This is a genomic window from Aquiflexum gelatinilyticum, from assembly GCF_024741135.1.
In the GTDB taxonomy this organism is placed as follows: domain Bacteria; phylum Bacteroidota; class Bacteroidia; order Cytophagales; family Cyclobacteriaceae; genus Cognataquiflexum; species Cognataquiflexum gelatinilyticum.
In genome coordinates, this window is the sequence record NZ_JANSUY010000007.1 from 186,750 (window position 1) to 208,785 (window position 22,036).

The following is a 22,036-nucleotide window of genomic DNA, read 5'->3' on the forward strand; positions in this document are numbered from 1 at the left end:
AGGCATTATTCACCCATGAGGAAAAGTTTCATATTGTTTTTGATATTGTGGTGTGTCCACAATTTAAGTGCGCAGACAGGTTTATACCAATCAGGAAAGCAGGTTACTTTGGATGATAATTTTGAATTATTCAATAAGCACCTGTTTAGTGGTTCAAGATTTGAATATGAAGAGCTAAAAAATTCTGATCTAAACAATAACCAACAGGTTTTGGTAGATTTTTACCATTCCGTATCAGCACTTAAGATTGAAAATCCCGGTTCAACAGATCTCGTTAACCATTTTATAAGGAATTATCCCAATCATCCCAAAAAGAATGAAGCAGCTTTTATTTTGGGAAGTTTTTATTTTGACAGGAAAAATTACCGTGAGGCCATTCCGGCATTTCAAAAAATCGAAGCTTCGGCCATCAAACCTGAGAAAAAATCTGAGATCTATTTCAAAACAGGTTATTCTTATTTTTTACTGAAAGACTTCAAAAACGCACTTAATTATTTCAATCAGGTAAAAGTCGAGAAAGGGGGATATTCTGCAGATGCATACTATTATGCAGGTTTTATTTCTAAAGAATCAGGAAACTATGATCAGGCAATAAAGGATTTTAAAGAAGCGGAGAAAGCCAGTTTTTATGCTTCAAAAGTCCCGTACATGCTTGCAGGAATTTATTATCAACAAGGATATTTCGATGAATTGATTGCTTATGCTGAGCCTGTACTGAAATCCAGACCTAATCTTGACAGAAAAGAAGAAATCCACTTGTTCCTTGCAGAGGCTTATTTTGAAAAAAGAAATTTTGCAGCTGCAGCTCAAAATTATGACCTATTTGTAAATGCCAGAAAAAGGGATTTGGACAGGTCACAGGTTTATAAAGCAGGAGTCGCCCAATTTGAAACCGGAAACTTCCAAAGAGCCAGTGATTATTTTAAAGTGTCTGCAGTCATCGAAGATGAGATCGGGCAGGTTTCCAGCTACTATCTTGGACATGCATATTTAAAATTGAATAACCCGCAATTTGCCTCAACGAGTTTTAATGCTGCGTATAAAAATACCAGCAATCCAAATATCAGAGAAGATGCCTTGGTGAATTTCGCCAAAGTCAACTTAGAAAGAGGGAGTTTTCAGGAGGCGGTCAATGCGTTGGATGCTTATTTGGATAACTATCCAAATGGGATTTATGCCAATGAAGCAGAAAATCTGCTTACGGATGCATTGATCAATACAAACAATTACCTCAGGGCAATCGAACATATTGAAAAAATGTCCCGCAAGTCCGAAAGACTTAAAGCCGCCTATCAGAAAATAACTTTTTATCAAGGTTTGGTATATTACAGAGACAAAAAGCATGATTTGGCGACAAACTACTTTGACAAGTCTCTTGCCTCACCTATAGATAAGGATTTGGTCATCCAAGCTCATTTTTGGAAAGGTGAAAATTTTGCTGCTACGAATAGAAGTCCGCAAGCCATCAAATCTTACGAAACACTCCAAAGTCTTAAACCAAAAATAACTGATCCTTATTTGGTAAAATCCTATTATGGTTTGGGTTACACCTATTTTAACCTTCAGCAATATACCAAAGCCGAAAACCAGTTTAGGCAATACGTAGACAAAGGGGGTAAAAACGATGATCCTGACAAGTATGACGAGGCCTTGGTAAGGTTGGGAGATGTATATTTTGTTCAGAAAAAATTCACAGAATCACAATCCGCTTTTCAAAGGGCAATCAATGAAGGTGGTTCTTCGGTAGATTATGCCTATTTCCGCTCAGGTGTTGTTTTTAATTTTCAAAACAGAAACACGGAGGCCATAAGTCAGTTGGACAGGTTGATTTCAGGATATCCCAACAGCCTATATTTTGAAGATGCAATTTACCAAAAATCACAGATCAATATGGAAGAATCCCGCTACGCAGATGCAAGGGAAGGTTATTCCAGTTTGATCAGCAGCCGTCCCAACAGTCAGTTTGTTCCCTTTGCATTGGAGGGAAGGGCTGTAGCCAATTTTTCCCTGCAAAATTATGATCAAACCATAGAGGATTATAAAAGGATTTTACAGAACCATCCCAATTCTTCGAATGCAGAAGCGGCACTTGTAGGATTGCAGGAAGCATTGGCGCTTCAAGGCAGGTCAGAGGAGTTTTCTCAATACCTTGGTACCTACAGAAACGCCAATCCTGACAACAAAAGCCTTCAGAACCTTGAATATGAGGCAGCCAAAAACCTTTACTTCAGTAATTCATTTGATCAAGCTATCAATGCTTTTTTGGGCTATCTTAAAAACTACCCACAATCTGCCAACCGTGATGAAGCCAATTACTTTATCGCCGATGCACATTATAAGTTGGGGCAAAAAGAGAAAGCCTTGGAATATTTTTATCTGATAGAAAAAGTAAAAGCCTCAACCCAACGAATTAAAGCAGTCCAAAGAATTGCTGCTCTTGAGATGGAACAGAGTAATTACAAACAGGCTATAGGCTTTTACAGAGAAGCCATCAATTATTCGAGAAATAAAATTGAGGAATTTGAGGTTTTTTCAGGATTAATGAATGCCTATTATCAAACCCAAAAGTTTGATTCTGCGGGCTATTTTGCGGATAGGGTGGTTCAGTTGGGAAGCGTCACCCAAGATGCAGTTCCCGAAGCAACTTTGCTCAAAGCAAAATCACAAAGGGAAATGGGTAAAGAAACAGAAGCAGATGAGACACTTATGGAATTGATCAATGAATACAAGACTGTTCATGGAGCTGAGGGACTATTTCTATTGGCAGAGGGCCAATCCCAAAAGCAAAACTATGAGCAATCAAACAATACCATATTTGATTTCTCGGGACCTTTCTTCCCTTATGATTATTGGTATGGGAGGTGTTTTATTTTGTTGGCGGATAATTACCTGAAGTTGGACGAAGTGTTTCAGGCAAAAGCGACTTTGGAATCTATTCTTGAAAATTCCAATAATGACGAAGTTAAAGAGATGGCAAACAAAAAATTGGCTGAAATAAAATAATATGAGAGGAAATCAGATGAAACGATCAATCCAAAAGGCTTTCATATTCGGTATTGCAGGTCTTGTTTTATTTTTGGTGACTCCGGAATTGGTTTTTGCCCAAGAAAAAGGGGAAGTCAAAGACCAGGAATTTATCATCCGAAAAGACAGGGTGTTAACATTGCCTGTTCAGCCAAGGAGATTTGAAAGAACTCCAACCTTGCCGGCAGCAAAAAGCAATTCAAGCTTCAATTATGATGTAAAGCCGTATTTTCTTTCCCTTCCTCCAATTGTAATCAAAGCAGAGGCTTCGCAGAAAAATTTCCCGAAAACAGCCGAAGAACAGTATCGGGGATTTGTAAGATTTGGATATGGAAACTATGGCTCTCCTTTATTGGAAGGACGCTATAATATTTGGGAAGATGAAAATTATGACTTTGGAGCCAAATTCAAACACCAAAGCTTTGCCAAAGGTCCTGTAAGAGGAAATCAATCGTCGGAGAGTTTTACCGATTTCGGATTGGATGGCACTTACTTTATGGATGTATTCCAGGTTTTTGGAGGGATCAAATATGACAGGCACGAATTCAATTTCTATGGATTTGACCCTTCGAACTTGAACTTGGCAGATTATTTCCCGAGCCAGAATATTTTGAACTCATTCCGTCTTTTTGGAGGAATTCAGGACATTGACAAAATGGAAGGTGTCAATTATGCTGTAAAGTTAGATATCAGGGCTTTCAATGATAATTTTCAAGCCGCAGAAAATGAAGTAACTGTCGATGCCAATTCTTCCTATTGGTATAACGATAATTTACAAGGATCGATAGACTTTGATTTGTCACTTACAAGTCCTAAAGATGAGTTGTATGGTGATATCAACAGGAATTATTTTAAAATCAAGCCTAATATCGGATATCAGGACGAAACTTTAAAAATCTTTGCGGGTGCTAATATTATTTTTGAAAATGATGTCACACTTAATAAAAAATCTGACTTTCATATTTTTCCAGTCGTAGGTGGAGAATATAGGCTTAGCAAAGAAATTGGTGTCTATGGAAGTTTTGAAGGAGATGTTTTGAGGAAAACATACCATGATTTTGTATTGGAAAACCAATTTTTGGGTCCAAGCACCCAATTGTTGAATACCATTCAAAACTTTAAAACAGGAGCAGGGATCAAAGGGACTGTATTGGAAGGGTTAACTTATGAGGCGGGTTTTAACATTGGAAAGTATAGAAACATGCACTTTTTTGCCAATGGAGCTTCAGACAGTTTGAGATTCAATTTGTTGTTTGATGAAAATACACGTGTTTTAAACTATACAGTAAAAGTAGGATGGGAATATGAAGGGTGGTATAAAATGACTGCAACAGCTGATTATTATCACTATACATTAAGTACCTTGGGAGCGGCTTACCAAAGACCCGAATGGGAATTAAAAATCCACAACAGATTTACTCCTGCAGAGAAATGGCTGATTTACCTTAATGCCGATTTGATGGGTGGAATCGTTGGTTTCAATCAACAAAGCGATCAGACTCAAATTTTACCTGCGATTATGGATATTCAGCTTAAAGCGGATTATCAGATCACAGAAAGGATTTCTGCATTTGCCATTGGGAATAACTTATTGAACAGAAACAATCAAAGGTTCCTGAATTACCCTGTCCGGGGAATCCAAGGTATTGTGGGAGCAACAATTAAATTTTAGATTTACTGTGGTTTTGATTGATACCTTTGTTCAAAAACCAGTTTTGCAAGTCACCCAATTCGCTTAGTTTGCAAAGTTTTATAGACCAAGATCATTAATGGAAAACGATTCTGAAAATAACCTCAATTCGGCTGACAAGGACTATGGCTTTCCGTTTGTGAAAGTAGAACCTTTACAAAATACCTCAACACAGGAAGTTTCTCAACAGTCTGAGGATATCAAAGAAAGTGAATTCAAGAAAAATGAGATTTTGGAGCAACAGGTATCCGGGACAAACGACCTCAAGTTTGACGCACCGAAAATTCCTGAAAGTAAGAAAAAGAACTCAGCCCCTTTACTTTTTGGCCTTGTGCTTTTGATCCTAATTGTTTTGGCTTCTATGGCCTACTTCTTATACTATGAGCCGATACAATCAAACTTGGAAGAAAAAGGCGAAATGGTAGAGAATAAAGTTGCAGAGCCGCAGCTTCAACAAGCGGATGAAATAGATGAACCTGTTGAAACAGTAAATGATTCTATCGTTTCAGAAGTAGAAGAAGTACCAGCTCTTGTGGTTACTGAACCTGCAACCACTTCATCTGCAACAGGGAAATTGAATATATTAACAGTAAAAGAAGAAATAACGTATTACCATTTGATAGTGGCGAGTCTCCCAAATGAAAAAATAGCAAGGGAGGAAGCACAGATTTTCTTGGATAAAGGCAAAGAAATTTGGTTGATCTTTCCTTATGAAGATACCAAAAATTACCGCCTTTCCGTTGGTAAATACAGCAGTTTTAAATCAGCAACAGATGCCTTGGCTGGTGCCAAAGCGGACTTTAATGAATCTACCTGGATTTTGAAATATTAACATGATTTTAGCACAAACTTTGAGTACTGATGGCCAAATGATGGCCGATTCCCTGTCTATGATGGAACCTGGCAAACCTAGTATCGGATTGCTTGATTTATTGATTAAAGGCGGATATATGATGATCCCGCTTTATATCTTATTTGTCATTGCTGTATTTATTTTTGTCGAAAGACTGATTACGCTTCGAAAAGCAGCGAAATCCCCCAAACACCTGATGGATCAGATTAAAATTTTGGTTCAAAGCGGAAAAGTTGACCAAGCCAAATTCCTTTGTCAGGGAGAATCTACTCCAGTGGCCAATATGATTGCAAAAGGTTTGGAAAGAATCGGAAGTCCACTCAAAAACATTGAAGTTTCTATTGAAAATGTCGGAAAAATTGAGATTTATAAATTAGAAAAGAACCTTGGAATTCTTGCGACGGTAGCAGGAGCGGCACCCATGATTGGGTTCTTGGGAACGGTGACAGGCATGATTCAGGCCTTTATCGCTGTGGCCCAAGAAGAAGGAATGGTTTCTCCAAAACTATTGTCAACAGGTATCTATGAAGCGATGATTACCACTGCTGCCGGTTTGGTGGTAGGAATCATAGCTTACTTGGGTTATAATTACCTGGTAAGCCAGGTTTCCAAATTAGTACACAGCATGGAATATACCTCTGTGGAATTCATAGACTTATTACAGGACAAATAATATGGGCTTACAATCCAAACATAAAGTAGATGCCGCATTCAGTATGTCATCGATGACGGATATCATTTTTCTTTTGCTGATATTCTTTATGCTGACATCCTCTTTCATCACTCCTTCAGGGCTTCCGGTAAATTTGCCTTCAAGCGAAACTTCGGATATAGTGATGCAGGAAGTAACCGTGACAGTAACCAAAGACCTCAAGTTTTCCGTTAACGATAAGGTAGTAAGCAGAGATCAGATCAAAACCGAATTGACAGCCTTATTGAAAGATAAAAAAGGCCAAGTGGTTCTTCACATCGACAAGCAAGTGCCTGTGGAATATTTGGTTGAAATCGGAGGAATTGCTGCAAACCTAGAAGCCAACGTTTCGATAGCAACACAACCTTTCAAATAGCATGCAGATTTGGGAAACAGATAGCCAAGAAGCTGAAAACAAAAGAAAAGCGCTGATCATTACCATTTTGGTGAATGTGTTGTTATTGATTGGTATCTATTTTATTGTGGTCTGGAAGGAACAAATTCCACCTCTTCCAACTTATGGAATGGAATTGAATCTTGGATTTACAGATCAGGGAAGTGGGAATAATCAGACCACCACCCCTTCAGCAGAAACTGCAACCAATAACACAGAATCACCCGCTCCTGGAGAAGTTGCTGCCAAACCTGTGGAGTCTTCTGTACCTGTCTCTGAACCAAAAACCCAAGCTGCCAAGCCAAAATCTTCTCCGGCCAAAACTACCTACGAAGCACAATCCAAAACGCCTAGTCCAATAAAAGGGAGTGAAAAATCAAGTACGGCTAGCAAAGACCCAAGTTCTGCCAAAAAGGATCCCACTACGGTAACCCAACCTGCCACTGCCGAGGCAGAGAAAACGACTACCAAAGCCGAAGAAAAACCCAAAGTTGACCAAAGGGCAATTTTCGGAGCAGGTGGAACTTCGGGTACGAGTGCCAAAAAAGCATCAGGAAGTGCCCAAGGTTCATCGAATCAAAAAGGTGATGAAGGAAAACCTACGGGAACTGTAGATGGCAGGGCTATTATGGGTTCAGGAACAGGGGAAGGAAATCCAGGACCTGCTTCGGGAGTAGGTTTGGAACTTGCGGGATGGGATTTCGCTTCCCGACCGACTATCAACGATAATGTCTCTACCCGAAACGGTAAAATAGTTTTTAAAATAACCGTTGATGACAGCGGTAAAATAGTACAGGCAGTTCCATTGGAATACAACGTCTCTAATGAAGTCCTCGCTTACTACAGGACTGTAGTAAATAAAGTCAACTTCAAGCGCCAATCCGGAAATCCCACAGCCGATTATTCTACTGGCAAAATCACTTTTATTATCAAAGTAGATTAATCCATGACTTACCAAGAAACGTTGGACTTTCTGTTCAATGCATTGCCGATGTTTCAACGGGTCGGAGCTGCTGCATATAAGAATGACCTTAATAATACCCACGCAATTTGTGCTCACCTTGGTAATCCTGAGCATTCACTGAAATGTGTCCACGTAGCCGGTACAAATGGCAAAGGAAGTACTTCACATTCCATTTGCTCAGTCCTGATGGAGGCAGGCTATAAAGTGGGCTTATACACTTCACCTCATCTCAAAACATTCACCGAAAGGATCAAAATCAACGGGGCTGACATTCCGGAAAAAGAAGTGGTTGATTTTGTAGAAGATAATAAAGCATTTTTGGAGGAACTGAAACCCAGTTTTTTTGAAATGACTGTCGGTATGGCTTTTTGGTTTTTTGCCAAAGAGAAAGTTGAAATTGCAGTGATTGAGGTGGGCATGGGAGGAAGATTGGATTCGACAAATGTTGTTATGCCGGAAGTTTCGGTGATTACCAATATCGGCTTTGACCATATGCAGTTTTTGGGTAATACCCTTCCTTTGATCGCAGGAGAAAAAGCAGGAATTATCAAGCATAATATTCCCGTAGTTATCAGTCAAAAGCAGGAGGAGACTTTTTCGGTATTTCAAAGTAAGGCTCATGAAATGCAGGCACCAATTTATTTTGCAGAGGATTTTATCAAGGTGAAAAGATCCGGAATAAGCAGTTCGGGCAGACGGGTGTTTGAAATTATAGAACAAGATGAAAAGTCTTTGATCGAGATTGACCTTCATGGAAATTACCAGGAAAAAAATCTTGCAGGAATTCTTCAGACGTTAAAAATCCTCAAAAATTTGGGATGGAAGATTGATGAAAGTGCTGTGAAAAACGGATTGTCCCATATCGTTTCCAATACAGGTTTGAAAGGAAGATGGCAGATTTTGGGGTATCATCCTTTGACAATTTGCGACACAGGCCATAATGAAGATGGCATCAGGTTGATTATTGAGCAGATTATTGAACAGAAATTCAACAATCTATTTATGGTCATCGGGATGGTCAATGACAAGGATGTTTCAAAGGTTTTGTCCATGCTTCCCAAAAATGCTTGGTATATTTTCTGTCAGGCTACTATTCCAAGAGCGATGGATCCTGAAGAACTTTCAAAAAAAGCCATGGAAGCAGGCTTGAATGGGGAAATAGTGAAAGATGTGAATCAGGCTATTGAAAAAGCCAAAAAATCAGCATCAAAAGAGGACTTAATATTTATCGGAGGAAGTACATTTGTCGTCGCCGAAATCAACAATTTGTAAACATGAGCAGAAGAAAACTGGAAAGATTCAAACAAAACGAACAAAGCCGAAATGTGATTCAACCCGGAAAGGAGCTTTTTGAAACAATAAAAGGTAATTGGAAATCTGTTCAGTTTGAAAATGAAAACCCATTGGTCGTGGAATTGGCCTGTGGAAGAGGGGAGTTTACGGTTGGATTGGCTAGAGAATATCCCGGAAGTAATTTTATAGGGGTAGATATCAAAGGATCAAGGATATGGAAAGGAAGTACTATTGCCATAGCAGAAGGATTGCACAACGTGGCCTTTTTGAGAACTCAAATCCAATTATTGGACAGGTATTTTGATGCCGGGGAAATTTCTGAACTGTGGATCACTTTTCCTGATCCATTTCCAAGAGAAGGTGACGAGAAGCGCCGTCTGACTTCTCCGAAGTTTTTGGAAATGTACAAGCCATTATTGGAAAAAAACGGAATCATCCACTTCAAAACAGACAATACAGGGTTGTTTGATTACACTTTGGAATTGATCCAAAACCGGTCTGACTGTGAAATAATGATATATACCCATGATTTTTATGATTCTCCTTACAGGGATGAGCACCATGGTATCAAAACAAAATACGAGAAGCTTTTCAGCGAAAAGGGTGAAAAAATCAAATACCTGAAATTCAGATTTAAAGATGTGCAACCTGTCTAATTTTTTTAATCAAGATTCATTTCCATTACTATGTCATCCATAACGAATCCGTTACCGATGTCGATCACCTCCCGATAGGCTTCGTAAAAACCGATGTGCTTGTAAAATGAAATTGCACTTTCATTGAATCTGTTCACATTGAGGTATAAAAACTTATCTCCATTCATAAGTGCTATGTCCCTAATGTGGTTGATGAGTTTTTTGCCGATTCCTTTTCCTTGGGTACCGGGCAAGATGTAGATTTTGTGGATTTTCGTTTTTGTGTCATTCTTACAATGAACTTCATAGGATGCAAAACCCAAAAATTCCCCATCCTCTTTTGCCAAAAGGAAAACATGTCCCTTTTCATTTACCTGTTGTCCCAGCGCATTTAAGTCGTACATCCAATTCAACATAAATTTGATTTGGTCAGGTGTAAGAATGTTGGAAAATGTAACAGGCCAAGTTTGATGGGCTATTTTTTGAACAATAGAAAGCTGTTTTTCTGATGCTTCGTTGATTTCTATCATGGATATATAAGGGGAATTTGTTCCAAGTTTGATTTTTTTCATTGATTTTTTCCTAACCCAAAAAAACAAAAAACCCTTCAGAATTGAAGGGTTTTTATTTGGGTGAATTAAGCAAAAAAATTGATGGTCGAAAAAAAAATAATACTTTGAATGAAAAAAGAATTTCTGAGATAGATAAGCGAAATCGAGAATTGTGTTTTAAATTTTCATTGTTTTTTCAAATGGATTAAGGTAAAAACATTGGGTGATTTGACCTTTTGTCCTTATCGATGAGTTAAAACTATACAAACGAAACCAAATAAACAAAATAAAAAATATGCAAAAATCACATGAATTTCATTTTTATTATTTTTTATTTAAAAATTCCAAATAATAGTTTGAAGTATAAATTCATATATTCCAAAAGCATTTATTTGATTTTTTATGGTCTGGGTTGCTTTCATAACTTTAACTTTTGTGAATACCAATGCCATTTTTACTTCTACCATCTGAAGCCACAAGGCAAAAAAAAAATTAAAAAAAATGAAAAATATTTTTTGTGGCGGTTTTAGAAGCTAAAAAATCGCCTTGGACTTATAGATTTAAATTTTTCGGGTTAAATTTTTTCTCTATATCTGACGATTTATTTTTATTTTCCTTAAAGTAAGCCCCTCGAATTCCTGAAATAAGATTTTAACATATTCCAACTCCAATAAAAATGAAAACAAGAAAGATTTTCCCCATAATTCTAACCTTCCTGTTTCAACTTTTTCCTTTTTTTCTTTTTTCACAGAATTTTGATTTGGATTGGGATAGAAATCTGAATTTTAAAAGAGTTAAAGAAAATGAGATTAATAGCCCGGTTCCTGTTTTCTCTTTTCTGCTTAATGGTGAAAAAAAGTATTCGAATGATTTTTTACCGAATGAAAAGTCTTGGAATTTGGATGGGCGGGTTTCCCTAAGTATTGACAGTATAAAGAAAGGCCAAGACAACTGGACTGCTGTCTTTACTTTTTCCAATATTTCAAAAGATACGCTGAAAGTCGAAAATTTTATTCCCTTTGGAGGTTTGGAAGATCAGGTCTACATCACCGGAAAAGGCGATCACCGGTTATCCCGCTCCCACCTCTTCAGGCCGGGATATGATCCGGTCAATGTCATCCTTCCTGACAATGCATGGGAATTGGGCTATTCCAGTTTTGAAGTCGGAAATCAAGGATTTGCCGGTTTAATGAGACGCAAGTATTGGGATGGCGCGCAAAGGAGAAGGTTTGAGACTATTTTGCCTCCTAACTCGAATGTCAGCTACAGGATGTATGTAGATTCCTTTACGGGTGATTGGCAGGAAGGATTGAAGCAGGTTTTCCAAAAGAGGTTCCTTTACGATTGGGATGATTTTGACTACAGCATGTATCAAAGGGAAGACTTGCAATGGATCCGAAAGTCTTATGCCATGCACCTTATGATGGCTTGGGATGCTGATTTTTATGATAGGGAAGGAGAGAGGTTCACCATTTTTGATTTTCAACAAAGGAACAAGGAATGGTTTGGCGGGGATGATGTGATCGGAATCTGGCCTACCTGGCCTACTTTGGGATTAGACCAAAGAAATCAGTGGGATTTGTTCAGAGATCTTCCGGGTGGATTGGAACAGTTGACATCGATATCTGACAGCCTAAATCGGTTGGGTACCAAATTCTTTATTTCTTATAACCCATGGGATGAAAGTACCCGGTTAGAAGGGCATTTGGAGGGTATGACTGCCCTGATCAAGGCCACCAAAGTTGATGGTGTGGTCTTGGATACCAAGGGCAGTTCGAGCCGTGAAATACAGCAGGCTGCTGACTTGGCAAAACCAGGCGTAGTCATGTATAGTGAAGGAATGGCTGTACCCAAGGACATGCCGGGGATAGTTTTCGGAAGGGTTCACAATGCGCTTTATTATCCTCCTTTACTGAATCTCAACAAACTGATCAAACCGGATTTTGCGATTTTTAGGGTGGCTGAATTGGCCTATGACCGGATCAGAAGGGAATATGCCACCTCATTTTTCAATGGATATGGAACTGAACTGAATATTTTCAGACCTGGAAGGCCTGAATGGATGGAGGAGGATTACCGGTTTTTTGGAAAGACCTTGAGGATTTTGAGAGAAAACCATTCCAATTTTATTTCATTTGGATACACTCCCCTGATATCCACTTTGTCAGATGGGGTTTTTGTCAATAAATGGCACTCTGAGAAGAAAACCATTTATACCATTTTCAGTCTCAAGCCTGAGGGATTTTTGGGAAACCTTTTTGAAATTGAAAAACCTGCATCCGATTGGCATTATGTCGATCTGTGGAATCATGAGGAAGTGCAGGTTCAGGAATCAGAGGAAAAACATTTGATTCCTGTCGATTTGGAAGCTTTTCACAAGAAATGGCTGGGAACAAACAATGAAGGAGCCGTGGGGAGTATTGCATATTTCCCCAAATTATTAGAGGTGGATTTGGAACAAAATAAGTTGGGTATCAAAGCCTCCAAGGGAAATGAAATCAGGGTTTGGGCGGAATTCCGGAATATGGGAAGTCGTATTTGAGTTTAAAATCAGGTCTGCATTCTGTGGATATCCAAGAAAAATTCGGCCGATATGAAGGCAAAATAGTCGTCCAATTGTTTGAGTCAGAAGAACTGGTAGATGAACATGTCATCGAGATGGAATATGGAACTCCGAGATTGATAAGTTCGCCCGAAAAGACCCCAAGATCTGACAATGCGCCAAAGGGAATGGTAAAAATTCCTTCGGGAAGTTTTGAAATGAAGGTTTCTCAGGGAGACCAATTTATCCCTTATCCAACGTCAGGTTATCCCCGGACTATATCTATGGATGGTTTTTATATGGATAGGTATCCTGTTACCAATCAGGAGTTTAAAGAATTTTTGGAAGCTACAGGTTATCATCCATCGGATAAAAACCGTTTTCTTGCTCATTGGGTCCAAGGCCAAATTCCGAAAGATATGGAACAGCATCCGGTTGTGAATGTAAGCCTTGAAGATGCACAAGCCTATGCCAAATGGGCCGGAAAAAGACTTCCTACAGAGGCCGAATGGCAATATGCAGCATCATCAGGTGATGGAAGGGATTGGCCTTGGGATCAAAACCTTAAAGTGAAAAAGAGGTTTGAATATGTGACCAACACCTTGACCGTAGAGCATTTGGATGGATTGGGGGAAGAGTTTTGCAATATTGGGAATGGAATACCTGAAGCAGTGGGAAGCCATCCGAAAGGTAAAAACCCTTGGGGTTTGGAAGATTTGGTGGGTTCAGTTTGGCAGATGACCTCGGATATTTATGAAAACGGAACCAATCAGATGATGATTATGAAGGGTGGTTCCTATTTCAAACCCTCCTCAAGTTGGTGGTATGTACAGGGCGGTCCGAGGGAAACACATTACCGGCAGATGCTGCTGAGGGTTTCTCCGGGATTTGAAAGAAATGAAACTGTGGGATTTAGATGTGTTGCGGATTATTAAATGAAACTTTGTAAATGACCATTTCTGAAAAAATTGCCAATCAGGTGTTAGATGCTGAACTTCAGTTTCAATTTAGCCGAAGCAGCGGTCCCGGTGGGCAAAATGTAAACAAAGTCAACTCCAAAGTTGAGCTGAGGTTCAATATTCCGAATTCACAGATCCTTGATGAAACAGAAAAAGCGACACTTTCAGAAAAACATTCATCCAAAATCGATACGGAAGGAAACCTGATTATCCAAAGTCAGGAGAAGAGGTCGCAGATCCAAAACAAAGAGATTGCTGTTAGAAAATTCTATGACCTGCTCAAAAAAGCTTTCCATAAAAAGAAAATAAGGAAAGCCACCAAACCTGGTAAAGGTGCCATCGAAGACCGTCTGAAAGCTAAAAAAGCCCTTTCTGAGAAGAAGAAAGGAAGGAGAGGAGAGTGGTGATTAATTTTCGTCAATTTTCAAATAGTGATTAACCTTCGCTCCTAATCCCGGAATCTGACTCAAGTCCATTCCCCATAGATCTTTATTGGAAAAAACAGTTTCGATAATATCTTCCTTATTTTCATTTTTCCATACTTTTTCAAAAAACTCCAACACAGCAGGTTCATCTTTCAATGGAATGGATTCACCATTGATATTTCCTTTGAAAAACCGGATCAGGTCAGCAAATGACCGGATTAGATTTTCGGGAAATTGCCCGATCCGACTGTGGTATTCCAATATTGTTGGTAAAACCCTGACCCGGAACTTAGAGATGGAATTGAGGGAAATGGAGATCAATTCATGACGGATAAATGGATTTCTGAACCTATCCAAAACTTCAGCGGCAAATTGCTCCAACTCTTCTTGTGGTAAATCAAGCGTCGGGATGATCTCTTTAAAAATGGTGCCTGAGATAAATGCCGAAGTAAAGGTGTCTTCGATTGCTTCCCCAACAGTCCTGATTCCTTTCAGATATGCTACAGGAACCATCGCCGTATGTGCACCATTTAAGATTCTGACTTTTCGGAGGCGATAGGGTTGGAGGTCCTTGACTATGTGCACGTTCAGCCCTGTTTTTTCTGTTTGAAAAATGAACTTCAATGTTTCAGGGCCTTCTATTGCCCAAAAGTGATAAGGCTCGGCAACTACTGCCAAATGATCTACAAAGCCTGTTTTCTTCTCCAACTCTTCAAAATTCTCTTTAGGAAAACCCGGGACAATCCGGTCTACAAGTGTATTGCAGAAGGTGCATGTTGTGTCTAGCCAAACAATGAATTCCTGGGGGAAATTCCACAACACCGCATACCTGCTCACATTTTCTTTGAGTTTGTCCCCGTTATTTTCAATAAGTTCACAGGGGAGTATTGTTAGACCCTTTGTTTTATTTCCTTCAAGAAATGTAAACCGCTCATATAGCAGTGCCGCCAACTTCCCCGGAAATGATGCCGGTACTTTTTGGGGATCGGTATCTTTTTCATCGAAAACTATACCCGCTTCGGTGGTATTGGAAATGATAAATTCCAAATCAGGATTTTTGGCCAAATCCAGATAGAATCCATAATCCAAATTAGGATTGCTTATTCCTGAGATCGAGGTGATAAGTTTATATTCATCGACAACATTTCCGTTTTGAAATCCCCTTACGAAAACATGATAATTAAAATTCTGTCTAACAAAATCCTCAGGAATGGATTTTCCATGGCTTTGGATAATGTGGATGGAACCATCAAAATCTGTTTTTTCATTCAAAATCTCAATCATCCAATCGGCAAATCCACGGAGAAAATTCCCTGTACCAAACTGAAGGACTTTTACAGGTCTTTTTTTCTTTTGTACCAAAGAGATTGAATCAAGGTTTGTCATCATAGATTTAAATCTAAAATTAGACAGCAGTTTTATGGCTGTTTACATAAAAGTTTGTCAAACATCAGGGATTTTTTCTAAACTTTGATGTACTAAACAGAAAAAATATGCCTGCATTGGTTCTTGTTGAGGTCAGTATCCATGACCCTGAATTGTATGAATCTTACAAAAAGCTTACCCCCGGTTCCATGCTTCCATTTGGAGGAAAATTTGTAGTACGAGGAGCCCAAACAGAATCTTTGGAAGGAGACTGGAATCCGGAAAGATTGGTGATTCTAGAATTCCCATCCGTCCAAAAAGCCAAAGATTGGTGGAACTCAGAAGAATATACAAAAGCCAAAAATATCAGGTACCAGGCTGCCAAATCCAAAATGCTGGTGGTGGAGAGTTTGTGATATCGCTTTTGAATTTTTGATTTCGCTCCTCAACATCCATCAACCATGCAAATAACCTATCAAGAAGTTATTCATACCCTAGAAAAAATCCTTCTTAAATATGGGTTTGCAGAAGACAGGGCCGTTTTATGTGCTTCTCTTTTTGCCCAAGCCAGCTTGGATGGGGTTGCCTCCCATGGTTTGGATCGCTTTCCTGTGTTTTTGGAAATGATCAGAAAAAAACTCGTCTTCCCCGATCAAGAAGCCAATCTTTTGGACAGCTATGGGGTTTTTGAAAGATGGAACGGAAACCTCGGTCCCGGCCCGCTCAATGCGCATCAATGTATGGATCGAGCGATTCGGATTTCAAAGGAATTTGGCGTGGGAATCGTAGCGCTGCAAAATACGAACCATTGGATGAGGGCAGGGAATTATGGTTGGCAGGCCGCTGAATCCGGTTGTATAGGCATCTGCTTTACCAATACCAAACCCAATATGCCTGCTTGGGGCGGGAGTGAACCTAAACTGGGCAATAACCCTTTGGTAATCGCCATTCCGCGATCCAGTGGTCATATTGTTTTGGATATGGCTATGTCTCAGTTTTCTTACGGGAAATTGAAAACCTATTTGCGGGATGGCAAAGAAATGCCTTTTGATGCCGGGTTTGATCCTGATGGAAACCTAACCAAATCCCCCGAAAGCGTTATCGACAATGAGTTGGCTTTGCCTATTGGTTTGTGGAAAGGTGCCGGATTATCATTGCTGCTCGATATGTTGGCTACCACTTTATCAGGAGGAAATGCAACTTTTCAGGTTGGCGATAGTGGAGAAGAATCCGGTTTGTCTCAGGTTTTTATTTGTTTGGATGTCGAGAAATTGGGTTTAATGGAGTGGTCAGATGAAAAATTGGACCATATAATTTCAGATCTGAAGGCTTCTGAGACTTTCGCAGATAAAGAAATCCGATACCCTGGTGAAAACAACATGAAAACCCGCGCAGAAAACATGCAAAATGGTGTCCCTGTGGATGAGAATATTTGGAAAAGCATCATTAGGGAACTATGACAAAAAGAAAAGTAGAACTGACCGGATCAACTTTGAAACCTTACAACTCTACAAAGAAACTCCCCTTTTCCAAGGAATAAAATCATCCTGAGCCAATAGGACCGCTTTTGGTTTAACTTCTCCTGAAGCCACTTTAATGATTATTTCCAGGATTTCCTCACCCATCTCAGGAATGCTTTTTTCGCCTGAAATGATGCCTCCGGTATCAATATCAATGATGTCAGGCATTCTGTTGGCAAGTTTTGTATTGGAGGATATCTTGATCACCGGAGCAATTGGATTCCCTGTTGGCGTTCCTAATCCTGTTGTAAAAAGCATGACATTGGCCCCGGAACCTGCCATGGCAGTGGTACTTTCCACATCATTGCCCGGAGTGCAGACAAGATTGAGACCCGGCATCTGAAAATATTCCGCATAATCGAGCACATCTGTGACCGGTGAAGTTCCGCCTTTTTTGGCAGCTCCGGCTGATTTTATCGCATCTGTGATCAAACCGTCCTTGATATTGCCCGGGGAGGGATTCATATCAAAACCCGAACCCACAGCGACTGCTGAAGCCGCATAGGCTTTCATCAATGCGGCGAATTTGTCAGCCGACTCATCGGTAGTGCATCGGTTGATCAATTCCTGTTCCACCCCACACAATTCAGGAAATTCTGAAAGCATGGTAGTTCCTCCTAGAGCGACTATCAAGTCAGAGGCATACCCTACTGCAGGATTTGCTGAAATGCCTGAAAATCCATCCGATCCGCCGCATTCCAACCCAACAGTTAGCTTACTGAGCGGTGCAGGTTTTCTTTCCTGTTTGTTGGCTTCAACCATTCCCAAAAAGGTTTTTTTGATGGCCTCAGAAAGAAGTTGCTGTTCGGTTCCTTCCTTTTGCTGTTCCAGGATAATGAGCGGTTTTTTTAATTCCGGATTGATCTTTTGAATTTTTTCTTTCAAGATCGAAGGCTGTGCATTCTGACAGCCCAAGCTCAGTACCGTCGCCCCGGCCACGTTAGGATTGTTGATATATCCTGCCAAAAGTGCGCATAGGGATTCTGAATCTCTTCTAGTCCCGCCACAGCCTCCCTGATGATCCAAGACTTTGATGCCGTCAAGATTTGGAAACAATAATTTGGACTCCATTTCCTTCGCTTTCTCTATGTTCAGGTTCACGATTTCTTCTTGTTTTCCTTCCTGATGCAGCCTCACCATGTTTTTGACCATGGACTTAAACGGATTTGTTTTTCCATATCCCAATGCATCATTAAATGCATCATTGATGACTTCTACATTCCGGTTTTCACAAAAAACCAATGGGATGATCAACCAATAATTTGCTGTCCCTACCTGACCGTCCTCCCTGTGAAAGCCCATAAATGTCCGCCCTTGAAACCTACTTATGGAAGGAGGATTCCATTGATAATTTTCGGTTTTCTTGCCAAAATACGCAGCCTCGTGGACAGTATTTTGGGTTGTAATCAGACTTCCCACAGGCAAATCTATCTTGGTACGGCCGACGACTGTCCCATACATATAGATCAAATCCTCTTTAGCCAAGGGCTCAATGGTAAACTTATGTTTTGCCTGAATTTCCTGTCGGAGTTTGATTGTCTTTCCTCCAAAATCTATTATACTTTCTGCAGGTAAATCCACCAAAGCGACCAATACATTGTCCTTTTCGTGGATTTGAATAAAAGTATTTGGTTTGCCGGTCATATATATCTTGATTTAACCTGATATCGTTTGCATTAACTTATATCCTGTATCTCTTGAAAACAAAATTTAAGTGTTTATTTTCATGAATGAATAGCATTTTAAAACAATGAGCAAAAAAATTATCACTATAGGCGAAGTAATGATGCGTCTCAGCACTCAGGGTCACGAAAGGTTCGTACAGGCAAGTTCTTATGAAGCTGTTTTTGGAGGATCGGAAGCAAATGTTTCCATCTGTCTTGCCAATTGGGACCAGGAAACTTACCATGTGACTGCTTTTCCCGGACATGATATTGGAAAAGCTGCGACCCGGTATTTGAGACAGACCGGTGTCAATACAGATTTCGTTTATTTCTCAGAGGGTAGGATGGGTTTGTATTTTCTGGAAAATGGTTCCATGCAACGTTCATCGAAAATTATCTATGACCGATTTGATTCTGCTTTTTCAAATTTTGATGGAAAAGACATCAATTGGGATTTGGTTTTTGATGGGGCGGATTGGTTTCATTGGACTGGAATTACGCCAGCACTCAGCCAAAATGCAGCAGACATGACGCTGAAGGCACTTAAAGTTGCAAATGCTAAGGGATTGACTATCAGTGGTGATATCAATTATCGGAGAAACCTTTGGCAATATGGCAAAGGACCTTTGGACGTGATGCCAGAGCTGATCAGATATACCCATGTCTTGGTGGCAGGAAAATCCGATTTTGAAAATTGCATGGATATCACTTTGGAAGATTGGGCAGATGCTTGTCATCAAGCGAAGAGGGATTATCCTCAGATCAAATTTATAACCAAGACAAAAAGAGAATCAATCTCTGCCTCACATAACCGTCTCAAAGGGGTTTTATGGAACGGTGAAGAAATCCTTTTCTCAAACATCTATGAAATGACCCATATCGTGGACAGAGTAGGAGGGGGCGATGCCTTTATTGCAGGGTTGATTTATGGGCTAATGCATCTTTCCGACCAGGAAGCGATCGAATTTGCCACTGCTTCATCAGTTCTTAAACATAGTATAAAGGGCGATGCCAATTTTGTGTCTTTGGAAGAGGTTCATGATCTGGTAAAAGGAGAAAATGTAGGTAAACTTTTGAGGTAAACATTGATCAGGAAAACTCAAGACTTGAATACTACCATTAACTGATTTTCAAATTTTCAATAACCTATTAACCAACTATTAAAATGAAATATACCCATCAGGAAATCCTAGAAAAAATGGCCGAAACAGGGATGATTCCTGTATTTAATCATAAGGATATTTCTATAGCCAAGGCAGTAATCGATGCATCATACATCGCAGGCATCCGGGTTTTTGAATTTACCAACCGTGAAACAAATGCTTTTGAGGTGTTCAAAGAGTTGAAGATTTATTCTGAAAAATACCCTGATTTGCTTTTGGGAATAGGGACTGTTTTCTCGGCAAAGGATGCCTCACGTTTTCATTACATCGGGACGGATTTTGTGGTTTCTCCTGCTTTGATTCCTGAAGTTGCCAATTACTGCACGATGAAAGGGATTTTTTGGGTTCCCGGATGTGCCACAGTTACGGAAGTTTTTCAGGCAAAGTCCATGGGCGCGCTTTTGGTCAAAGCATTTCCCGGAAATTTATTGGGTTCCGGATTTATCAAAAGTGTATTGTCAGTCATGCCTGATATCAAAATGATGCCCACAGGTGGAGTTGAGCCCACACAGGAAAACCTTTCGGAGTGGTTCAAAGCTGGTGTCCATTGTGTGGGGATGGGTTCGCAGTTATTTGACAAAAAAGCCATAGAAAAGGGAGAATTCGAAGTTTTGGAAAGCAATATCAAAAAAGCCCTTGTAACAATTCAAGAGATCCGAAAATGAAATTCCAATTTTACAATGAACCCATGACTGATTTAAATTCAAAAAAGAAAAATCGGAATAGTTTGTCTATTTTTTCAAAGCCCGTTTTTTTGATATTGGTCTGCCTTGCTTTGTTTTCTACCTGCAAAGGCCCGGGAGGAGTCCGGGTGATCAAATTGGGCCACGGACTTGGAGTCACGCATCCTGTCCATGAGGCGATGGTTTTCATGGCTGAAAAGGTCGCTGAAAAATCCAATGGTCAGATGCAAATCCGAATCTATCCAAACCAGCAATTAGGTACTGAAAGAGAATTGGTGGAATTGCTTCAGATCGGTAGTTTGGGCATGACAAAAGTTTCCTCAGCGACTATGGAAAGTTTTGCTCCCAGGATGCAGGTCCTTTCAATGCCTTATCTTTTTGAGGATGACGCTCATAGAGACAAGGTGCTGAAAGGTGAAATCGGAAAGCAATTACTACTTGATGCGGAAGATTTTTGGTTGAGGGGATTGTGTTACTATGATGCAGGAAAGAGGAGTTTTTATACCAAAAACAAACCTATAGAAAATCCATCTGATCTCAAGGGTTTGAAAATCAGGGTGATGGAAAGCAATACTGCCATCAATATGGTGAAGAGTTTTGGAGGATCTCCGACACCGGTTTCCTACGGTGAGCTCTATACTGCTCTGCAACAAGGAATTGTCGATGGTGCCGAAAACAATCCTCCAAGTCTTTATACCTCCAAGCATTATGAAGTCTGTAAATTCTATTCCATCAATGAACATACTGCTGTGCCCGATGTGCTGATAGTCAGTACTAAAGTGTGGGAACTTCTGGATGAAAATGAAAAAATATGGCTTCAGGAAGCTGCCGACGAATCGGCTATTTATCAATATAAACTGTGGGCAGAATCTGTGGAAGAATCTTACAGAGAACTTAAGAAAGCAGGAGTTACAATCCTTTATCCTGAAGTGGCTGGATTCCGAGAAGCTACTGAAAGTATGTATGAGGAATTTAAACTTACCCAGCCCAATTTATTTGAAATTGTTGATCAAATCAGAAAGATTGAGTAATGAAAACTAAAATAGGATCTTTATTTTACCTTAATCCAACCTTTTGATTTTGTTAATTCAAATTGAATCATTCAATTCTTTTAACCCAAAATTTATTTGCCAATGCTTAATCCTTCATTCAAAATAAAGCTGGACAAAGTCGTCTCAAGCCTCTTGATTATTTTGATGGCTTTAATGGTTTTTAATGTGACATGGCAGGTTTTGTCAAGGTACGTTGTGCAGAATCCAAGCTCTTTTACAGATGAATTATCGCGATATATGCTTGTTTGGTTGGGTATGTTGGGTGCCGCATATGTGGCGGGGCAAGATCAACATATCGCTATTGACATATTGCCAAAGAGACTCCATGGCAAGTCAAAAATGAAATTGATGATTCTGATCAATGCTTTGGTATTGCTGTTTGCCTTTTCTGTAATGGTTCTTGGAGGAAGTAACCTTGTTTATATCACTTTCATTTTGGAACAAAAATCTGCAACCATGCAAATTCCCCTTGCTTACATCTATACCATATTACCGGTCAGTGGACTGCTCGTGATATACTATCAGATGTTTCAGATTTCCAATCATTACAGACTTTATAACTCCTGAT

Annotated in this window: 20 protein-coding genes; 17 read left to right on the top strand and 3 right to left on the bottom strand. The window is 39.7% G+C overall.

All coding sequences use genetic code 11. From position 1 onward, the window contains the following. The first annotated feature begins 15 nt into the window (after positions 1-15). From NU887_RS11210 to trmB, 8 genes are all read left to right on the top strand, one after another. Positions 16-3,003, top strand: a complete 2,988-nt coding sequence (locus tag NU887_RS11210; protein ID WP_258423461.1) for a tetratricopeptide repeat protein — start codon at positions 16-18, stop codon at positions 3,001-3,003. Between the two features lie 16 nt (positions 3,004-3,019). Beyond that, entirely contained in the window at positions 3,020-4,696 is a 1,677-nt protein-coding gene (locus NU887_RS11215) for a TonB-dependent receptor (RefSeq protein ID WP_258423462.1), read from the top strand. 97 nt (positions 4,697-4,793) lie between these two features. Continuing rightward, on the top strand, positions 4,794-5,546 hold the full coding sequence (locus NU887_RS11220; RefSeq protein ID WP_258423463.1) for an SPOR domain-containing protein: 753 nt from the start codon (positions 4,794-4,796) through the stop codon (positions 5,544-5,546). 1 nt (position 5,547) lies between these two features. Continuing rightward, a complete protein-coding gene (locus NU887_RS11225) occupies positions 5,548-6,240 on the top strand; it encodes a MotA/TolQ/ExbB proton channel family protein (protein WP_258423464.1) in 693 nt (230 codons plus the stop codon). A gap of 1 nt (position 6,241) precedes the next feature. Continuing rightward, entirely contained in the window at positions 6,242-6,634 is a 393-nt protein-coding gene (locus NU887_RS11230; protein WP_258423465.1) for an ExbD/TolR family protein, read from the top strand. A gap of 1 nt (position 6,635) precedes the next feature. Then, a complete protein-coding gene (locus tag NU887_RS11235) occupies positions 6,636-7,595 on the top strand; it encodes an energy transducer TonB (RefSeq protein ID WP_258423466.1) in 960 nt (319 codons plus the stop codon). Positions 7,596-7,598: 3 nt separating this feature from the next. Continuing rightward, complete coding sequence (locus tag NU887_RS11240) at positions 7,599-8,888, top strand: bifunctional folylpolyglutamate synthase/dihydrofolate synthase (RefSeq protein ID WP_258423467.1); 1,290 nt, start codon at positions 7,599-7,601, stop codon at positions 8,886-8,888. A 2-nt stretch (positions 8,889-8,890) separates the two neighbouring features. Next, positions 8,891-9,565: a tRNA (guanosine(46)-N7)-methyltransferase TrmB gene (trmB, locus tag NU887_RS11245; RefSeq protein WP_258423468.1), complete on the top strand. Its 675-nt coding sequence runs from the start codon at positions 8,891-8,893 to the stop codon at positions 9,563-9,565. Positions 9,566-9,570: 5 nt separating this feature from the next. Here the strand turns inward: trmB and NU887_RS11250 are convergent, their stop codons facing one another. Continuing rightward, positions 9,571-10,116 carry a GNAT family N-acetyltransferase gene (locus NU887_RS11250; protein ID WP_258423469.1) on the bottom strand — a complete coding sequence of 182 codons (546 nt, stop codon included), beginning with the start codon at positions 10,114-10,116 and terminating at the stop codon, positions 9,571-9,573. Between the two features lie 655 nt (positions 10,117-10,771). Here NU887_RS11250 and NU887_RS11255 point away from each other — a divergent pair. The 3 genes from NU887_RS11255 to arfB are packed head-to-tail and all read left to right on the top strand — an operon-like array spanning position 10,772 to position 14,003. Continuing rightward, positions 10,772-12,637, top strand: coding sequence for a hypothetical protein (locus tag NU887_RS11255; protein ID WP_258423470.1), 1,866 nt, complete (start codon positions 10,772-10,774; stop codon positions 12,635-12,637). Positions 12,638-12,660: 23 nt separating this feature from the next. Beyond that, on the top strand, positions 12,661-13,572 hold the full coding sequence (locus NU887_RS11260; RefSeq protein ID WP_258423471.1) for a formylglycine-generating enzyme family protein: 912 nt from the start codon (positions 12,661-12,663) through the stop codon (positions 13,570-13,572). Between the two features lie 14 nt (positions 13,573-13,586). Further along, positions 13,587-14,003 (top strand): alternative ribosome rescue aminoacyl-tRNA hydrolase ArfB, encoded by a 417-nt coding sequence (gene arfB / locus NU887_RS11265; protein WP_258423472.1) that lies wholly within the window; start codon positions 13,587-13,589, stop codon positions 14,001-14,003. On the opposite strand, the gene NU887_RS11270 is transcribed toward arfB, so the two are convergent. Next, positions 14,004-15,410 carry a tagaturonate reductase gene (locus tag NU887_RS11270; RefSeq protein WP_338080994.1) on the bottom strand — a complete coding sequence of 469 codons (1,407 nt, stop codon included), beginning with the start codon at positions 15,408-15,410 and terminating at the stop codon, positions 14,004-14,006. A gap of 104 nt (positions 15,411-15,514) precedes the next feature. Here NU887_RS11270 and NU887_RS11275 point away from each other — a divergent pair, with 104 nt between their 5' ends. Further along, on the top strand, positions 15,515-15,802 hold the full coding sequence (locus tag NU887_RS11275) for a DUF1330 domain-containing protein (protein ID WP_258423473.1): 288 nt from the start codon (positions 15,515-15,517) through the stop codon (positions 15,800-15,802). Positions 15,803-15,847: 45 nt separating this feature from the next. Next, positions 15,848-16,846 (top strand): 3-dehydro-L-gulonate 2-dehydrogenase, encoded by a 999-nt coding sequence (yiaK, locus tag NU887_RS11280; protein ID WP_258423474.1) that lies wholly within the window; start codon positions 15,848-15,850, stop codon positions 16,844-16,846. Positions 16,847-16,894: 48 nt separating this feature from the next. Here the strand turns inward: yiaK and NU887_RS11285 are convergent, their stop codons facing one another. Continuing rightward, positions 16,895-18,550: a UxaA family hydrolase gene (locus NU887_RS11285; RefSeq protein WP_258423475.1), complete on the bottom strand. Its 1,656-nt coding sequence runs from the start codon at positions 18,548-18,550 to the stop codon at positions 16,895-16,897. A gap of 106 nt (positions 18,551-18,656) precedes the next feature. Here NU887_RS11285 and NU887_RS11290 point away from each other — a divergent pair, with 106 nt between their 5' ends. From NU887_RS11290 to NU887_RS11305, 4 genes are all read left to right on the top strand, one after another. Then, positions 18,657-19,652 (top strand): sugar kinase, encoded by a 996-nt coding sequence (locus tag NU887_RS11290; RefSeq protein WP_258423477.1) that lies wholly within the window; start codon positions 18,657-18,659, stop codon positions 19,650-19,652. Between the two features lie 83 nt (positions 19,653-19,735). Further along, entirely contained in the window at positions 19,736-20,398 is a 663-nt protein-coding gene (locus NU887_RS11295; RefSeq protein WP_258423478.1) for a beta/alpha barrel domain-containing protein, read from the top strand. A gap of 23 nt (positions 20,399-20,421) precedes the next feature. Then, positions 20,422-21,447, top strand: coding sequence for a TRAP transporter substrate-binding protein (locus tag NU887_RS11300; protein WP_420839750.1), 1,026 nt, complete (start codon positions 20,422-20,424; stop codon positions 21,445-21,447). A gap of 102 nt (positions 21,448-21,549) precedes the next feature. Then, positions 21,550-22,035, top strand: a complete 486-nt coding sequence (locus tag NU887_RS11305) for a TRAP transporter small permease (protein WP_258423480.1) — start codon at positions 21,550-21,552, stop codon at positions 22,033-22,035. The last annotated feature ends 1 nt before the right edge of the window (position 22,036 follow it).

What these genes read in the sequence shown, in the direction of transcription:
- NU887_RS11270 (WP_338080994.1), bottom strand. Translation starts at nt 15,410, where the DNA reads ATGATGACAAACCTTGATTCAATCTCTTTGGTACAAAAGAAAAAAAGA.
- NU887_RS11255 (WP_258423470.1), top strand. Translation starts at nt 10,772, where the DNA reads ATGAAAACAAGAAAGATTTTCCCCATAATTCTAACCTTCCTGTTTCAA.
- NU887_RS11305 (WP_258423480.1), top strand. Translation starts at nt 21,550, where the DNA reads ATGCTTAATCCTTCATTCAAAATAAAGCTGGACAAAGTCGTCTCAAGC.
- NU887_RS11220 (WP_258423463.1), top strand. Translation starts at nt 4,794, where the DNA reads ATGGAAAACGATTCTGAAAATAACCTCAATTCGGCTGACAAGGACTAT.
- NU887_RS11230 (WP_258423465.1), top strand. Translation starts at nt 6,242, where the DNA reads ATGGGCTTACAATCCAAACATAAAGTAGATGCCGCATTCAGTATGTCA.
- NU887_RS11225 (WP_258423464.1), top strand. Translation starts at nt 5,548, where the DNA reads ATGATTTTAGCACAAACTTTGAGTACTGATGGCCAAATGATGGCCGAT.
- NU887_RS11295 (WP_258423478.1), top strand. Translation starts at nt 19,736, where the DNA reads ATGAAATATACCCATCAGGAAATCCTAGAAAAAATGGCCGAAACAGGG.
- NU887_RS11275 (WP_258423473.1), top strand. Translation starts at nt 15,515, where the DNA reads ATGCCTGCATTGGTTCTTGTTGAGGTCAGTATCCATGACCCTGAATTG.
- NU887_RS11210 (WP_258423461.1), top strand. Translation starts at nt 16, where the DNA reads ATGAGGAAAAGTTTCATATTGTTTTTGATATTGTGGTGTGTCCACAAT.
- NU887_RS11250 (WP_258423469.1), bottom strand. Translation starts at nt 10,116, where the DNA reads ATGAAAAAAATCAAACTTGGAACAAATTCCCCTTATATATCCATGATA.
- NU887_RS11300 (WP_420839750.1), top strand. Translation starts at nt 20,422, where the DNA reads ATGACTGATTTAAATTCAAAAAAGAAAAATCGGAATAGTTTGTCTATT.
- trmB (WP_258423468.1), top strand. Translation starts at nt 8,891, where the DNA reads ATGAGCAGAAGAAAACTGGAAAGATTCAAACAAAACGAACAAAGCCGA.
- yiaK (WP_258423474.1), top strand. Translation starts at nt 15,848, where the DNA reads ATGCAAATAACCTATCAAGAAGTTATTCATACCCTAGAAAAAATCCTT.
- NU887_RS11215 (WP_258423462.1), top strand. Translation starts at nt 3,020, where the DNA reads ATGAAACGATCAATCCAAAAGGCTTTCATATTCGGTATTGCAGGTCTT.
- arfB (WP_258423472.1), top strand. Translation starts at nt 13,587, where the DNA reads ATGACCATTTCTGAAAAAATTGCCAATCAGGTGTTAGATGCTGAACTT.
- NU887_RS11290 (WP_258423477.1), top strand. Translation starts at nt 18,657, where the DNA reads ATGAGCAAAAAAATTATCACTATAGGCGAAGTAATGATGCGTCTCAGC.
- NU887_RS11285 (WP_258423475.1), bottom strand. Translation starts at nt 18,550, where the DNA reads ATGACCGGCAAACCAAATACTTTTATTCAAATCCACGAAAAGGACAAT.
- NU887_RS11240 (WP_258423467.1), top strand. Translation starts at nt 7,599, where the DNA reads ATGACTTACCAAGAAACGTTGGACTTTCTGTTCAATGCATTGCCGATG.
- NU887_RS11235 (WP_258423466.1), top strand. Translation starts at nt 6,636, where the DNA reads ATGCAGATTTGGGAAACAGATAGCCAAGAAGCTGAAAACAAAAGAAAA.